This is a genomic window from Aquimarina sp. U1-2 (assembly GCF_017897595.1).
Taxonomy (GTDB): Bacteria; Bacteroidota; Bacteroidia; order Flavobacteriales; family Flavobacteriaceae; genus Aquimarina.
In genome coordinates this window covers 22,278-39,492 of record NZ_JAGKIK010000001.1, presented here as the reverse complement: position 1 = coordinate 39,492, position 17,215 = coordinate 22,278, and the positions used below count along the sequence as shown (strand labels likewise).

The window sequence follows — 17,215 nt, the reverse complement described above, 5'->3', positions numbered from 1 at the left end:
TACTTCTTTGTATTTTTGCGCAGAATTCACAGATGTTATACAAATAGTTAAATTTTCATGGCGAATACCAAATATGTTTTTGTGACCGGGGGCGTTTCCTCATCATTAGGAAAAGGAATCATAGCTGCATCTCTGGCTAAATTGTTGCAAGCAAGAGGTTACAGGGTTACAATACAAAAATTGGATCCGTATATAAATGTCGATCCCGGAACTTTAAATCCGTACGAGCATGGCGAATGTTATGTAACCGATGACGGAGCCGAGACGGATCTTGATTTAGGGCATTACGAGCGTTTTTTAAATACACCTACTTCACAGGCCAATAATGTAACTACCGGTAGAATTTATCAAAGTGTTATAGAAAAAGAAAGGCGAGGAGAATTTTTAGGGAAAACAGTGCAAGTAGTACCACATATTACTAACGAGATTAAAGAACGTATCCAAATCTTAGGTAAAAGTGGTAAGTATGATATTGTAATCACAGAAATAGGGGGAACCGTAGGAGATATAGAATCTTTACCTTATATTGAAGCTGTTCGGCAATTAAAATGGGAACTCGGCGATACCAACGCATTGGTTATTCACCTTACTTTAATTCCTTATCTTTCTGCTGCAGGAGAACTAAAAACCAAACCTACCCAGCACAGCGTAAAAACATTGATGGAAAGTGGTATTAAGGCTGATGTTTTGGTATGTAGAACCGAGCATGAACTGTCTGACGATTTGCGTAGAAAACTTGCGCTGTTTTGTAACGTAAAAAAAGAAGCGGTCATACAATCGATAGATGCTTCTACCATATATGATGTGCCCAATTTGATGTTAGAAGAAGGGCTGGATACTGTGGTTCTAAACCAATTGGTGCTACGGGATGACGATACCCCTAATTTGGAGAAATGGAACATTTTCTTGACAAAGCACAAAAACCCTAAACACGAAGTTACCATAGGATTAGTGGGGAAGTATGTCGAATTACAAGATTCATACAAGTCTATACTCGAGGCATTTATACATGCAGGAGCAGAGAATGAGGTAAAGGTTAATGTAGTAAGTATTCATTCAGAATATATTGATGATGATACTATTACTAAAAAAATAGCTCATTTAGACGGAATCCTGGTTGCTCCCGGGTTTGGAGAACGCGGAATAGAAGGTAAAATAAAAGCGGTTCAATTTGCAAGGGAACAAAAATTACCATTTTTTGGAATATGTCTGGGCATGCAAATGGCCGTTATCGAATATTCTCGAAACGTATTAGGGCTTACCAACGCATGTTCTGTAGAAGTTAATGAAACCACCCCGCATCCGGTCATTAATTTGATGGAAGAGCAAAAAAGTATTACCGATATGGGTGGTACCATGCGTTTAGGAGCCTGGGATTGTGAATTAACACAAGATAGTAAGGTATTTGAAGCATATCAAGAAAAATTGATATCAGAAAGGCACCGTCACCGATACGAATATAATAATGAATATAAAGAGCAATTAGAAAAGGCAGGTCTTAAAACTACAGGGATCAATCCCAAAACAGGTTTAGTTGAGATTATTGAGATTGCTGATCATCCCTGGTTTGTAGGTGTACAATATCATCCCGAATACAAAAGTACCGTAGCCAACCCACATCCCTTATTTATTGCGTTCGTAAAGGCAGCAGTAGCGTATGCAGAACATACTAAAAGTGCCAAAGTGTCACAGGGGTTGTAATTGGCTGGATAATTGACAACAATAAACAATATATAATTTTAAAAGCTTTTTGAAATCATCTTACTTTCAAAGCTTTTTATACGTACATCAATGGAAGAAAAGAAATTTGACCTTAACTCGATTATAGGATTTACACTTATTTTTGGGATTGTAGCTTTTATGTTTTATCAAAACCAACCTACACCAGAAGAAATAGAAGCCCAGAAAAAAGCCAAAGAAGAACAAATAGCGCTAGAAAAAAAAGGAGAGAACGTAGATACTGCTTCACAATTTGTAGCAAAAAGTGGTGAAGTCATAGCGGTTAATCCACAAGACTCGATGGCTCTTGTGGCAGCGAAATCTCAATTAGGAGCGTTTGCCTATTCTGCTAGTTTGCCTTCTGCTAAAGAAACTACTACCACAGTTGAAAATGAAGTGTTGCGCTTAAAAGTTAGCAATCGCGGAGGGTATATTTCAGAAGCCTTGTTAAAGAATTTTAAAACCTACGATTCTGTTCCACTGTATCTTATAAAAGATGGTCAAAATGCATCCTTCAATATTAATTTTGGAACTACAGATAACAGGATTTTAAATACTGAAAATTTATTTTTTGAACCTACAGTAACAAAAAACGGGGAGAATACTATCTTATCCATGAAACTGAAGGTTTCAGATACCCAGTTTCTAGAATATCGATATGAAATAAAACCAAATGAATATATGGTAGATTTTACCATACGGTCACAAGGTTTACAACAGGTGATTAATAGTAGTCAAACGGTTAGTCTGGATTGGAAATTACAAGCCATACGACATGCTAAAAGTGCAACCTACGAAAATCGTTATACCGAAATATTATACGAATACGACGGTGATAAAGATGATTATCTTGGGCAGGGAGAGTTTACAGATGACGAAGAGCAAGATGTGAGCTGGATAGCTTTTAAACAACATTTTTTTACTTCTATATTACTTACAGATACTCCCTTTGAAACCGCTGCTTTTACTTCTAAAAATATAGCAGATTCGAGCGATCTTGACGATAAGGATATAAAAGTAACCAAAGAATTTTCGGCTACGATGCCGCTAGCTTTACAGGGAGGAGAACTCAACTATGCTATGGACTGGTATTATGGTCCTACAGATTATAGTATTTTAAATAACTACGATAGAAATTTAGATGAGGTTGTACCTTTAGGATGGGGAATTTTTGGAGTGATTAACAAGTATTTATTTATTCCATTTTTTAGTTTTTTAAGTGGCTTTCTTCCTTACGGAATTTCGATAATCGTTATGACTATCATTGTGCGCATTATACTTTCTCCGGTAACATACAAATCATATTTGTCTCAAGCCAAAATGAAAGTTCTACGACCAGAGATTACAGAGATTAACGAAAAGTATAAGGATAATGCCATGAAGAAACAACAAGAGACCATGGCTTTATACGGTAAAGCCGGGGTTAATCCAATGAGTGGTTGTTTACCGGCCTTAATGCAAATACCAGTATTTTATGCGTTGTTCAATTTCTTTCCAAGCGCATTTGAATTACGACAAAAAAGTTTTCTATGGGCAGATGATCTGTCAAGTTATGATACCATAGCAAAGCTCCCTTTTGATATACCTTTTTATGGGGATCATATAAGTTTGTTTCCTATTTTGGCTTCTGTGGCTATCTTTATTTATATGACGATGACTACAGGGCAAACCATGCAAACTCAACAACCGGGAATGCCTAATATGAAATTTATTATGTATTTGTCGCCGGTGATGATGCTGTTTTTCTTCAATAACTATGCAAGTGGGCTATCTTTATATTATTTTGTTTCCAATTTAATTACTATCGGAATTATGTTGGTGATCAAAAATGTGATCATCGACGAAGATAAAATTCACGCAAAAATTCAGGAAAATAAAAAGAAACCTAAAAAACAGGGTAAGTTTCAAAAGAAAATGAAAGAACTTATGGAACAAGCCGAACAGCAAAAAAATGCTAAAAAGCGATAAGTTTTACAAAAAGCTCCTACAATGGGAGCTTTTTTGTTTTATATTAGTTTTGTTAATTTGGTATAAAAATCCTGGTACACTTTTTGAAAAATAATTTCGTTGAAATAGAGAAAGTAAACAAGAATTGACAAGGTCTCAAAACCTATGATTATGCGTAGTATGTTTTTATGTTGTATAGCAATGCTCACATGTTTTACCTTATTGGGTCAAGAGTTTAATGCGTTCGATGCCGAAGGAAAACGACACGGAAAATGGCAAAAAAAATACGATAATAGTGATCAGCTTAGATATGAAGGAACCTTTGAGCATGGAAAAGAGATAGGCGAATTCAAGTTTTATAAGCCTAGTGGTGGTAAAACCCCGACAGCTATTAAAGTTTTTTCTAAAGATAACGACACTATACAATTAACCTATTTTACTGCCAAAGGAGAAGTTATTAGCAAAGGACAAATGGTCAATAAAGATAGGGTTGGAATTTGGAAATATTACCACAATGGGTCAAACAAACTCATGATGACCGAAGCATATCAATCCGGAAAGTTAGATGGTCAACAGCTTACGTATTTTGAAAACGGACAGTTAACTGAGAAAACTACATATGTCGATGGTAAACGACAAGGTAAACGAATGATGTATTCTGAAAAAGGAACCCTTCTTAAAGAATTTACTTATGAAAATGATCAATTGCATGGTGACACTAAATATTATGACACTCAAGGAGAATTGATTATAGAAGGAACATATAAAAAGGATCGTAAAGATGGTATCTGGAAGTATTATGAAAACGGGAAATTAATAGAACAGAAGCAGTTTCCATTACAAAAAAATGGATCGTAGTAGTTCAGATCTTGAATATTTTTAAAACTTATAACGAATATCCGTAATTTGACCTAAACAGTTTGCGTCAAGCATAACTCGTTTCAGCTTCTCATCTCAATTTGCTGAAAATAACTTAATGAGATCCTGAAATGAATTCAGAATGACTTCTTAGTTAAATTTGAGGTATAATAACAGACAGTCAATAAACTTATCATCAAGACATCTCGCAGAAAACCCAAATCAGTTCATATTCAAAACTTCTCAGATAACCCTTTTTTATTTCTTATTTTTGCATAAAACAAATAGTAAGAAATTTAAAAATTACTTCACCAAGGGGAATGTTTAAAATTCTTAAAGAGAGAGAACGAAGTGGTTACATACGTTCTCAATTTTTATAAGTATTTTATTATTAAGAAATTAATAAAATTTAAACGTATCTAATTAAAATATATAACATAATAAGGTGATGAAACGAGTTATTGTAGGTTTGTCTGGTGGAGTAGACTCTAGCGTAGCAGCTTACTTATTGAAGCAACAAGGATATGAAGTCATTGGGCTGTTTATGAAAAACTGGCACGATGATTCGGTTACTATTTCTGATGAATGCCCATGGCTCGATGATAGTAATGATGCGCTCCTGGTTGCAGAAAAATTAGGTATACCTTTTCAAACGGTTGATTTAAGTGCTCAATATAAAGAGCGTATTGTTGACTACATGTTTAATGAATATGAAAAAGGGCGTACTCCTAATCCCGACATATTGTGTAATCGAGAAATTAAATTTGATGTGTTTCTTAAGATTGCCTTATCATTAGGTGCAGATTTTGTAGCTACAGGCCACTATTGTAGAAAGGATACTATTACCCAACAAGGGAAAGATATACATCGTTTACTTTCAGGAAAAGACCCAAATAAGGATCAGTCGTATTTCTTGTGTCAATTATCACAACAACAACTGGCAAGAACACTTTTTCCGATAGGCGAATTATTAAAATCTGAAGTTAGAGCCATAGCTGCTAATCAAAACCTGGTCACTGCAGATAAAAAAGATTCTCAGGGGCTATGTTTTATAGGGAAAGTTCGTTTACCCGAGTTTTTACAACAAAAATTACAACCAAAACAAGGTAATATTATTGAAATACCTTCATCGGTAGAAAAATATGAACCCCTCTCCTTAAAATTTACATCAAAAAAAGAAGAGCTTAAATTTTTGTCGGCAAAGTATAACTATAACGTTGATGAAGGTAAAATTGTAGGTCAACATCAGGGTGCACATTATTATACAAAGGGACAACGAAAAGGACTTGCCGTAGGGGGCACTCCAGAACCGTTGTTTGTCATAGAAACAGATGTAAAGACCAATACAATTTATACAGGGCAAGGTAAAAATCACCCTGGTTTATATAGAAAAGCACTATTTATAGCCAAAGATGAACTTCATTGGGTACGAGAAGATATGAAACTTCAGGTAGATGAAGAACTTGAAGTTATGGCGAGAATTAGATATAGACAGCCTTTAGACAAAGCAACATTATATATGGTGGACTCTGGTATGTATGTTGTATTTGAAAATCAACAAAGTGCTATTACAGAAGGGCAATTTGTAGCTTGGTATATCGGAGAGGAACTCGTGGGATCGGGTGTAATTTCGTAACTTGCCAGGATTGTTTAATCATACTACTAAGACCTTTTTTACTACATGAAGGACATTAAAGAATTATTCGATATTCAGTATCCCATTATTCAGGGAGGAATGATATGGGCCAGTGGCTGGAAACTGGCCAGTGCCGTTAGTAATGCAGGTGGTTTAGGACTTATTGGTTCTGGTTCTATGTATCCAGACGTTTTAAGAACTCACATTCAAAAATGTAAAGAAGCGACCAATAAGCCTTTTGGTGTAAACATTCCTATGCTCTATCCTAATTTAGAAGAGATTATTCAGATCATCATAGATGAAGGCGTCAAGATTGTATTTACTTCTGCCGGAAACCCAAAAACATATACATCCTATCTAAAGGAAAGGAACGTCACTGTAGTACATGTAGTTAGTAGTTTGAAATTTGCATTAAAAGCTCAAGAAGCCGGGGTCGACGCCATTGTTGCTGAAGGTTTTGAAGCTGGAGGTCACAATGGTAGAGATGAAACAACTACATTAACATTGATTCCTATAGTGAAAGAAAAAATCAACATTCCGCTAATTGCTGCTGGTGGCATTGCTACAGGAGCGGCAATGTTTGCAGTAATGGCATTAGGCGCAGATGCTGTACAGGTAGGAAGTCGTTTTGTGGCAAGTGACGAAGCATCGTCTCATATTGATTTTAAGAACATGGTGGTTAGTGCAAAAGAAGGCGATACACATCTAACTTTAAAAGAGCTTGCGCCTGTTCGTTTGTTAAAAAACAAATTTTATGATGATATCGTCAAACTCTATACAGAAAACCCGTCGGTAGAAGCACTAAAAACGTTGTTGGGAAGAGCCAGAGCGAAGCGCGGCATGTTTGAAGGAGATCTTGAAGAAGGTGAACTCGAGATAGGTCAGGTTTCGGGGTTGATTCACGATATTAAACCGGCAGCAGCCATCGTAGACGATATGGTTAGAGAATTTAAAGAAACTCAAAAAAAAATGAATCAATTATCTGAACTGGTTTAAACTTTTGCGACTAACTCCAAAAAGGTTAAATCAAGTTTTCTATCTAATTAGTTATGAACTCAAGAAAAGATCAACTTTCAGCTTTTGATAGGTTATTGACGATTATGAACGAGTTGCGCGAGCAATGTCCCTGGGATAAAAAGCAAACATTACAATCGCTAAGGCACTTAACTATTGAAGAAACGTATGAACTTGGTGACGCCATCCTTGATAATAATCTTGACGAAATAAAGAAGGAGCTAGGAGATCTATTACTTCATATTGTTTTTTATTCGAAGATAGGGAGTGAAACCAATGCTTTTGATATAGCTGATGTAGCTAATGAAATTTGTGATAAATTAATACATAGGCATCCACATATCTATGGTGATGTTAACGTCTCAAATGAAGATGATGTCAAACGAAATTGGGAAAATTTAAAACTAAAAGAGGGAAAGAAAAGCGTGCTCGAGGGAGTACCAAAATCATTGCCTGCACTTGTGAAAGCAAGTAGAATACAGGATAAGGTTGCCGGGGTAGGTTTTGATTGGGAAGAACCTCATCAGGTATTCGAGAAACTTCAAGAAGAATTGGCAGAGTTGCAATATGAAATAGACGTAAATAATACCAAAAACATAGAACTAGAATTTGGGGATGTACTATTTTCAATGATTAATTATGCCAGGTTTCTCAAAGTAAACCCTGAAGATGCCTTAGAACGTACCAATAAAAAATTTATGAAACGTTTTCAATATCTAGAAGCAAAAGCCAAAGAAAATAATAAGAGCCTTAAAGATATGACACTAGCAGAAATGAATATTTTTTGGGAAGAGGCAAAAAGAATATAGCTTTTATATTTTAAACGACATTTAGAAGTTGCTTGATAATTGAAATCAGAATACTGAAGAAGGCTTGCTTCAGAATAGATGTGAATTTTTAACTAACAGCTCCCCCAGGTTCTTTCAGGTAGTATGTGAACACTATAATTTCTTATAATTGATTATACCATATGTATTATATAGTCAATTATAACAGGATTACAGTATTTAAAATGCATCTTTTCTTCTGTTTATTTGTGGTTTTTACGTAAAGTGTTATTTTATTTTTTACTCTAAAACCCTTGATTTTATTAAGTTTTTAGGTAAAATATGATCGGTTTGTCCTTTTGCGTTAGGATTTGAGTCAAAACATGTTGTACCTTAGGAAGTATAATTATTTTGTCTAATAATTATGCGGCTAACTCTAAAAAAGAATTCTATATCAAGCATATTTGTTGTTCTTCTTTCAATACTTTCTTTAAAAGTGTATTCTTTATCTTTCGAAGTTGGTTTAAAAAGCAAGGATCAATTTGGATATGCGATATCATTTTATGAGCAGCATGAATCTGATATTAGTAAGGATTCAGTTGTGTTACAAGAAAATTCTCTTGACTCCATAGCGTTATACAAAAAGTTAGCGTATTATTATGCTGATGTCAACAAAGCCGAACAAGCTTGTATCTATATTGAAAAGTATATCGGGGCTAGCTTAGATGTTACGTTTGTAGATAATAGCCGTTTTACTACGATACAAGATTCGAAATCCTATCAGATTCTAGTTGATAAATATCTTAAAAAGTTTGATTGGTGGGCTATATTTTGTTTTTATGTAGCTTTTGTAGGTTTTTTTTTATCAATTGTTTTAAATCTTAGAAAGAGCTACGATAGATTAGCCAATTTTTTAATGAGCGCATTTGTTTTGCTGCATTCATGTTTTATGGTTCATATGGGGTTATACTTTATGAATTATGAATATTATTTACCGCATACACTCTATCTTTTTACTACGTTTTCACTTTTGTACGGACCTTTAATTTTCTTTTATGTCAAAAGAGTTACACAAGAATATAAGTTCAAATTAGCCGATATACTACATTTGGTTCCCACAGTACTACTGATATCAATATTATTACCCGTTTATCTTCAGCCCGCTTCAGAAAAGCTTAGAATGGTTATACATTATGAAAGACCGTATCTTACCCTTATTTCAATTTCAAAATTGACATCATTATTAATTTACGGGGTATTCATTATTAAAATGTATTTTCATTCAATTCGAAAAAACATGTATATATCCAAGATTATATATAGTTGGCAACGAAATATCATTATCTTTTGCTCTATTTATATAGCTTCTTATGCGATATATAGTATTTTAAATATGCTACATTTAGGTAGCGGACTGTTGTTTAATATTCAAGTTGCTTCGTTAGCAATGATGGTTTTATATGTAAGTTATAGTGCATTTGTGCAACCTTCTCTATTTGGTAGATTGCAATTGCTTATTGAAAAACCTGAAATTACGCAAGCCAAGTACGAAAAGTCGGGTTTAACCCAAAGTTTATCTCTAGAGCTTAAATCAAAGTTGTTATACTTACTTAAAGAAGAAAAAATTTATAAGCAAAACGATATATCCCTTCAGAAACTGTCGGATTTATTAGATACCACACGGCATAATACCTCTCAAATAATTAATGAACACTTCGATCTTAATTTTTTCGAATTGATGAATAAATATAGAATTGAAGAAGCTACAGAGCTTTTAAAACAGGAAAAGCACAAAAACTTCAATATTATTGATGTTGCTTACGAGGTTGGCTTCAACAACAAGGTAACATTTAATAGGTCTTTTAAAAAATACAATCAGATAACACCTTCAGAATATCTTAAACGAATGACTATATAGTTTAAAAAGAATACTTTCACGAACTCGAATTAATGATTCTCTTTAAAATACGCAACGGGTTAGGTGTATTGTTATTACTTTAATGATTTTTAAAAATTACATAAGTAATAAAGCGTTGCAAAATTTAATTGAGTTTGTCGAATTAGAAACCGATTTAAGTTCTATTAAACGAAAAATAATGGTCACAAAGCTTAAATAACTTAAAAAATTGAAAAGACGATCAAAGAATTTGTGTTAATAAAAAGCAATATATAAGTTAAAAAATCATCACCCCGTGTATTGATAAATTTCGTTGAAACTGCTAAGCTTTACCAATATTATTTCATACTATTTTTTGAATTACAAAGAGTTATAATTTATGAAGAATAGGCGGTTAGAGTCTCTACTTTCTTAATAAACAAGTAAACGTTGATCGGGAGGAACTTTTACGATATTTCCTACTCAAAACCTATTTACATTTAATGGCATCAACCATTATATTTAGTCGTGTTATTTACTTTTTTTCAGACCCATTCATTAGATACCCAGGAATCAAATATTATAAGGCATTTTTGGAATTTAAAGATTTTTTACTATTCAAGTTTGCTTAGCTTTTCTTTAGGAAGGTCACCTATAATATTCAACATATTGCTTTGTCTTATATTTTTACCTTATTTTCAATGTTGGTTGAGTAATGATTTTGCTGAAAATATACCAAATAGCTTCGTTTCGCTTACAGAGCAATATCAACAAAACGAAGATAATATAGTAGTGAATGAGAAAAGTTCGAATACACCTCAAATTGGTGCAAATAGTACTACTTGTACTTTTGAAAAACTGAGCTATAGCCATATGGCATTAGTTAATCCTCTTTTATTAAAGGAATATGTAAAGAAAATAAATATTTGGACAACACTCTGCTTATGTATTGGTTTTATGGGTTGCTTTATAGGGATAATACTTACTTTTAGAATAAATACAGAAAAAACGACTAATCGATTAATAGGGGTTTTGGTACTATCTTTTTCTCTGTTAATACTTCATGACTATTTAATAATTACAAATCTTCAATATTCCTTACCTCATACATTATATTTTTCTACCGCCTTCACTTTTTTGTATGGGCCTCTTTTATATTTCTATTTCAAGAGAATTACATCGCAATATAGATTTGTAAAACAAGATCTTATTCATTTTTTACCTGTAGTATTGATTCTATTATTGTTGCTGCCAACGTATGTACTTCCGGAAGAGAAAAAATTAAACATGATGCAAAATAATAGTTTACCTTATTTTGAATTCATCTCGGTTGCAAGACTATTAGTATTGTCTTTTTACGGGTTTCTAATTATTAGAGTGTACAGGGTGAATATAAGTAGACTTTACGGCATCAAAGGAAGTAAGCAAAATAGGTGGATTACAAGTTTAGTTGTATTTTATTTATGCTATGCTGCGCTATCTTTAATGTTAACGATCCTCGTTTTATTTGCCCTAAACAGTACGAGCATACAGTATATTAAAACCACTGCCGTAACGTTATTTGTTTTATATGTAAGTTATATTGCTTTTGTTCACCCTTCTATTCTCGATCAAGTAAGGATTAATCGATTTAACATAAATAAAGCTTCTTTATTACTTCCAGTATATACACAATCAAAAGTAACTCATCGTTATCAAAACTCAGGACTTACTGCGGGTTTGTCACTCGAGTTGAAAGAACGGTTGCTGTATTTACTAAATCATGAAAAAATCTATAGGCAGAACGATTTAACACTTCAAAAACTATCAGAATTGTTGGATACCACAAGACATAATACCTCTCAAGTTATTAATGAACATTTTGATCTTAATTTTTTTGATTTGATAAATCTTTACAGAATACAAGAAGCAAAAAAACTATTGCGAAAACGAGTTCATCAAAATCATTCTACCATTATTGATATTGTCTACGAAGTTGGTTTTAATAATAAAGTAACCTTTTATCGGTCATTTAAGAAACATACAAAAGTTACTCCTACAAAGTATGTAAAATCAAACTTAGAATAGATTTTTACCGCTACTTTAACTCCACATAATAATATAGCAAAACCACTATATAGGTACACGAATAGGTTAAGCATAAAGAAAATCTTGTTGTTATGATCATCATAATGTTACACCTCCAATAGACATCCTGGATGTTGCTCTTTACAAAACATTTTATATAATCTTAATAATAACAATTCTTCGGGAAAAGTAAATCTTGATAAAAGTTAACCTCTATATTACCTAGATACTATTCCTTTACTCAAGTAATCATCTAAGGAATGGTGAAGCTATATTTCTTCACACGAAATTTTATTTCATATTTCTTTGTGAATATTTGAGTTAGCCATTCTAGAATATACTCACCTTCCTTTTTTGATTACTCAATCATATCATGTACAACTTATAATTAATATTTATGAAAGTAAGACATTACCATTTGCTAATATGTATTTGTTTCGTCTCGAATGTGATTTTCGCTCAACAGAAAACCATTTCTGGAACAGTTACCGATAATCAGGGTATACCGCTGCCAGGAGTTAATGTAGTGGTGAACAATAGTAATAGAGGTACACAAACCGATTTTGATGGTTTTTATAGTGTTGAAGCCACACCAGGAGAGAATGTAACCTTTAGTTATATTGGATTCGAGACGAGAGTCATCCAAGTAGGAGAACGATCGAAGGTGAATGTAAAGCTAAAAGAAGATACGCAGGCCTTGGAAGAAGTAGTAGTCACAGGAGTAGGTGTAGCAACATCCAAAAGAAAAGTAGCTATTGCTGTAGAAACCGTATCCGCCAATGATCTAACTCCGGCTCCGGCAGCTGATATCTCTCAGGCATTGATAGGAAAAGTCCCTGGTGCCCGTATTCAGTCTACATCTGGTCAACCAGGACAGCAACAAAACATTTTGTTGCGAGGGATCAATTCGTTATCGAGTTCACAACCCATGATTATGGTTGATGGGGTTCAAATCAATACCGATAATTTGGATAATGGTTCTGATACGAATCAATCTAGTAGATTGGCTGATTTGGATTTAAATGATGTGGAAAGAATTGAAGTCATACAAGGCGCTGCTGCCGGAACTATTTATGGTGCTCAGGGTGCAAACGGAGTAATTCAAATTTTTACCAAAAAAGGAAAAGCAGGTGTTCTTAAGGTGAATTTTCGTTCTAGAGTTGGTTTCAGTTCTGCGCTAGAAGGAAATTTTGGAAAAACTAACTTTCACTATTTTGAGACCACTGATGATGGTTTCTTAGCAGGTCGCGGAGGTTCTAGACTAACACCAAATCCCACTACAGGTGTGTGGCCAACACCGCTTGGAAGTATTACACCAGATGTACAGGTAAATAAACCTTTTAGAGAAGAAACATTTGATCAGTTGGATCAAGTGTTTAGAACAGCAACAACATTAGAAACTGGATTATCGGTCTCTGGTGGTAGTGAGAAAGTACGTTTTTTTTCTTCTGCATCTCATTTAAATCAAGAATCGGTTATTTTTGGTCGTCTTAAAAGAACAAATTTCAAATCGAATGTCAATGTAGAAATTTCAGATAAGCTTACATTTTCTTCTAATACTACCTTGATAGGAAGCGATAATACTACTGGAGGTATCACTGGAGCAAATAACGTGGGTAGCGCATTGTCTAATGCTCTTAATGTTCCTCAATATATAGACAACACAGCTAGAGATGCAATAGGTAATTTTGTAGGGAATCCTACTGGAGGTAACGAAGTTAATCCTTTCTATAGTTTTGATAACCGGTTTTTCAATTCAGATTTGTCAAGAATTATTCAAAATATTAATATCAACTACAAACCATTTAGTTTTTTAGAATTAGATTTTAAATACGGGATAGATCATTACGAAAATAAGTTTAGGCAATTTATTACCAATCAATCCTTGTTCTTAACAAGTGTAATACAGCCTACTACGGGATCACTTACAGAAAGACCAGAAACCGGAACAACACAGAACTCTCTATTATCTGCATTTATAAGATTTAACACAGAAGATGATTTTGGATGGAATATTCCTATTGCTTCTTCAACTCAAATATCATATGATTGGCGAAGAGAGGATTTTGATAGACTAACAGTAATAGGAACAGATTTACCAACATTTACTACCGATATAAACATGAATCAAACGGGACAACAAGTTTCAACTGCATTCGAAAGTTCATTTAGAACTTTTGGATATCTTATTAATCAGAAATTTGATTTTGGTAATTATTTTGGGATTTCAGGTGGTGTAAGAGTAGATTGGTCTTCAGCGTTTGGAGAAGGATCAGATGCCTTCGTTTTTCCGCGAGGAGATGTATACTTAAGAGTAGATGAGTTTTTTGAAAGTGATGTGCTTAATCAATTTAAACTACGTGCGGCATATGGAGAAGCGGGTATACAACCGGGTCCGTTTGATAGAATACCAGTTCTTGATGCTGGTCAGATCGTGAACACGAGAGCACTTTCGATACCTAGTGTATTACAAAACCCTAATCTTAATGTACAAGTATCTAAAGAATTAGAATATGGAGGGGATCTTGTATTAACACCCGGAAAAGAAGATTGGTTTAATCGAATAGAGTTAAACGCAACGTATTACACTCGAGATTCAGAGGATATTATTCGAGAATTAGATGTAGCACCTTCTCAAGGAGCCGCTAGTATTTTAACCAATGCTATTACTATTGATACCGAAGGATTTCAGGCAGGGCTAAGTGTTTCAGTTGTTAATAAGCGAAATTTTAAATGGAATTCAACTTTCAATTTCGGAACCTTTCAAAGTGATATTTCCGATATAGCCAACGATCTTGATATTCCTTTAGGGAATAATCATATTCTTCGCGAAGGAGCCCCCGTAGGTGCCTTTTTTGGCTTTAGACCTTTATCAAGTCTCACACAAACGAGAAGTGATGGTACACGCTACATTGCAGATAGTGACTTAAATAATTTTGAGATAGGGCCTAATGGGTATGTAGTTAATATCAATAGCAGGCAAGTGGCTCTTACCGATGAGCAAGAATTAATAGGAGATCCGACACCAGATTTTACATTGTCTTTTATACAAGAATTTCAAATCATGGAACATCTGGACTTTTCTTTTCAGCTAGACTGGATTCAAGGTAATGATATATACAATCAAACACGGCAATGGTTATATCGAGACTTATTGCATGAAGATGTTTCAGTACCCATTACTATTAATGGTGAAACAGGAGCCTGGGCAGCATATTATGCGAATTTATATGCTACTAATACTCCAAATTCTGAGTTTGTAGAGGATGGTTCTTTCTTACGATTGCGAAATGTTCGTTTATCGTATGATTTTGGTCACCTTCTCAAAGAAGTATCAAGTTTTAGGTTAACTTTTTCAGGAGATAATTTACTTACCTGGACAGACTATAAAGGACTTGACCCCGAAGCAGCCTCAAACTTTAATAATCCTGTAGAGCGAGGACTTGATCAATTTGCTTTTCCAAATTTTAGATCATTTTCGTTTGGAGTTAATGTAGGATTCTAGTCTAGTAAAAAGATAGCTGCCGTTTTTCATTACTTATGATTAACAATGGTAACCTATTTAAGAATTATAAAATAATAATTAGATGAAACGGATAGTAATAAATTTTAAAAATTTCTTCACTAAAGAGAATGTTTAAAATTTTTAATGTGAGAGCGTAGCGATTACATACGTTCTCAATTTTTTAATTATTTCGTTTTCAAACAATTAAAAACATTTAAACATATGAAACAATTAATTTTATGTAGTATACTTACTTTAATCATCTCGAGTTGTAATCGAGATCAATTAGAAGTAATCAATTCTAATGACCCTACATTTGACGCGCTTAATACCGAGGCAGGTCTTACCGCCTTAGCATCAGGGGTATATCTTAGCGGTGTTGATAGTGATGATGATCCTTTTATTGACTACGATTTTACATGGCGTGTACAAGCCTTTCATGAAAGTATGGCTGACGCGATTTATATTTCGGCCGGAAATTTTGGCTTTCGCTGGGCCAATCAACCTACATCAATAACTCTTGATGATGGTACTGTAGTAACACCCCCTCAAGAAGGTCCACAACCTCAAGCTTTACGAGTAAGAAACGTAAGAACACAAATAGAGGGTAATGCGTTCGCTCATGAATGGATGACGATGTATAAAACGAATAATTTGGCAAACCATATTCTTAATCTGGCCGATCAGGTTGAGATAACAATAGATGAGGACTTAAAAAGAAAATCTTTAAAGGCTTGGGCCTATTTTTGGAAAGGTTATGCGTATTCGAGAATAGGTTCTATGTATACCTCTGGACTTATTGTTTCTGTGCCAGATGAGACAAATACCGATTATGTTTCTCGAGAGAGAATGATCGAAGAAGCTGCTGTAAATTTTGATGCGGCTATAGAACAAATTAACGCTATTGATGGAGAAATATCTGGTTTTATGTCTACTATTATTCCCGAGGCATTTGATCCAACTTCTTTTAGAGGAAATTCGCCTTCGACCTTACTCACCAAAGATATGTGGATACGTAATATTAATACGCTAAAAGCTAGAAATTTATTGGTGAATAAAAAGGTTGATGAAATGATGATGAGTGATTGGGATGAAATTCAGACATTAACTAATAGCGGAATGTTAGCGGGTGATTTCATTTTTGTAGTAAAACAAGATGGTGTAAACTTTAATATAAATACAAACGTTCCTATACGACTTCTTATCGGTTGGCATTTTTTGAGTGAACGTTTGGTACAAGATTTTAAACCCGGGGACCAACGATTTATTGATAATGTTCAAGAGTTAGATAATGCCTTTGTAAATGATAGGGGTAGAGGCATACAATATGGCACAAGATGGGGCTTCATAGATGCAGAATATGCATCTGTAGAAGATAACAGAACGAATATTTATTATGGTACCACGTATGACGAAAACGAGCTAATGAAAGCTGAAGCCCTTATACGCACCGGACAATTAGAAAGTGGTCTGCAAATAATTGATAATATTCGAGACCATCAAAATGCTAACCTTGATGCAGTAGCAGGTACCGGTTTAACTGAGGCAGAAGCTATTGAAGAACTTCGCAGAGAAAGGAGAATAGGCTTGTTATTACGCGGAGTAGGTTTTTATGATGCTAGAAGATGGGGTGTAATAACTCCTGTAAATCAAGGTGGTGGTAGAACGGGTGCTGTGGTCTTAGACGATTTGGGCAATGTAAATACAGATGCAACATTTAATTATAATTATCTGGACTATTGGGATGTGCCTGATCAAGAAACCGCTTTTGGAGCTCGTGTAAGTAGTGCAAACGCAAGTGCAGATAATACGGGACAGAAATAGAT

10 protein-coding genes are annotated in these 17,215 nt (G+C 34.2%); all 10 read left to right on the top strand.

Annotated features, from left to right (window positions below; translation table 11 throughout):
- Positions 1-57: 57 nt before the first annotated feature.
- The 10 genes from J8281_RS00140 (at position 58) to J8281_RS00095 (ending at position 17,213) form a co-directional block, all read left to right on the top strand.
- A complete protein-coding gene (locus J8281_RS00140; protein ID WP_210195559.1) occupies positions 58-1,701 on the top strand; it encodes a CTP synthase in 1,644 nt (547 codons plus the stop codon).
- A 90-nt stretch (positions 1,702-1,791) separates the two neighbouring features.
- A complete protein-coding gene (yidC, locus tag J8281_RS00135; RefSeq protein WP_210195558.1) occupies positions 1,792-3,687 on the top strand; it encodes a membrane protein insertase YidC in 1,896 nt (631 codons plus the stop codon).
- Positions 3,688-3,837: 150 nt separating this feature from the next.
- Complete coding sequence (locus J8281_RS00130; protein WP_210195557.1) at positions 3,838-4,524, top strand: toxin-antitoxin system YwqK family antitoxin; 687 nt, start codon at positions 3,838-3,840, stop codon at positions 4,522-4,524.
- 448 nt (positions 4,525-4,972) lie between these two features.
- Positions 4,973-6,160 (top strand): tRNA 2-thiouridine(34) synthase MnmA, encoded by a 1,188-nt coding sequence (gene mnmA / locus J8281_RS00125; RefSeq protein ID WP_210195556.1) that lies wholly within the window; start codon positions 4,973-4,975, stop codon positions 6,158-6,160.
- Positions 6,161-6,205: 45 nt separating this feature from the next.
- The gene (locus J8281_RS00120; RefSeq protein WP_210195555.1) at positions 6,206-7,156 is read left to right on the top strand and encodes a nitronate monooxygenase family protein; all 951 of its coding nucleotides are present in this window, start codon (positions 6,206-6,208) and stop codon (positions 7,154-7,156) included.
- 53 nt (positions 7,157-7,209) lie between these two features.
- Entirely contained in the window at positions 7,210-7,983 is a 774-nt protein-coding gene (mazG, locus tag J8281_RS00115; protein ID WP_210195554.1) for a nucleoside triphosphate pyrophosphohydrolase, read from the top strand.
- Positions 7,984-8,437: 454 nt separating this feature from the next.
- Positions 8,438-9,859, top strand: coding sequence for a helix-turn-helix domain-containing protein (locus J8281_RS19905; RefSeq protein WP_210195553.1), 1,422 nt, complete (start codon positions 8,438-8,440; stop codon positions 9,857-9,859).
- A 666-nt stretch (positions 9,860-10,525) separates the two neighbouring features.
- On the top strand, positions 10,526-11,884 hold the full coding sequence (locus tag J8281_RS00105; RefSeq protein WP_210195552.1) for an AraC family transcriptional regulator: 1,359 nt from the start codon (positions 10,526-10,528) through the stop codon (positions 11,882-11,884).
- 397 nt (positions 11,885-12,281) lie between these two features.
- Positions 12,282-15,389, top strand: coding sequence for a SusC/RagA family TonB-linked outer membrane protein (locus tag J8281_RS00100; RefSeq protein ID WP_210195551.1), 3,108 nt, complete (start codon positions 12,282-12,284; stop codon positions 15,387-15,389).
- A 222-nt stretch (positions 15,390-15,611) separates the two neighbouring features.
- Positions 15,612-17,213: a RagB/SusD family nutrient uptake outer membrane protein gene (locus tag J8281_RS00095; protein ID WP_210195550.1), complete on the top strand. Its 1,602-nt coding sequence runs from the start codon at positions 15,612-15,614 to the stop codon at positions 17,211-17,213.
- Positions 17,214-17,215 lie beyond the last annotated feature (2 nt).

What these genes read in the sequence shown, in the direction of transcription:
- J8281_RS00140 (WP_210195559.1), top strand. Translation starts at nt 58, where the DNA reads ATGGCGAATACCAAATATGTTTTTGTGACCGGGGGCGTTTCCTCATCA.
- yidC (WP_210195558.1), top strand. Translation starts at nt 1,792, where the DNA reads ATGGAAGAAAAGAAATTTGACCTTAACTCGATTATAGGATTTACACTT.
- J8281_RS00130 (WP_210195557.1), top strand. Translation starts at nt 3,838, where the DNA reads ATGCGTAGTATGTTTTTATGTTGTATAGCAATGCTCACATGTTTTACC.
- mnmA (WP_210195556.1), top strand. Translation starts at nt 4,973, where the DNA reads ATGAAACGAGTTATTGTAGGTTTGTCTGGTGGAGTAGACTCTAGCGTA.
- J8281_RS00120 (WP_210195555.1), top strand. Translation starts at nt 6,206, where the DNA reads ATGAAGGACATTAAAGAATTATTCGATATTCAGTATCCCATTATTCAG.
- mazG (WP_210195554.1), top strand. Translation starts at nt 7,210, where the DNA reads ATGAACTCAAGAAAAGATCAACTTTCAGCTTTTGATAGGTTATTGACG.
- J8281_RS00100 (WP_210195551.1), top strand. Translation starts at nt 12,282, where the DNA reads ATGAAAGTAAGACATTACCATTTGCTAATATGTATTTGTTTCGTCTCG.
- J8281_RS00095 (WP_210195550.1), top strand. Translation starts at nt 15,612, where the DNA reads ATGAAACAATTAATTTTATGTAGTATACTTACTTTAATCATCTCGAGT.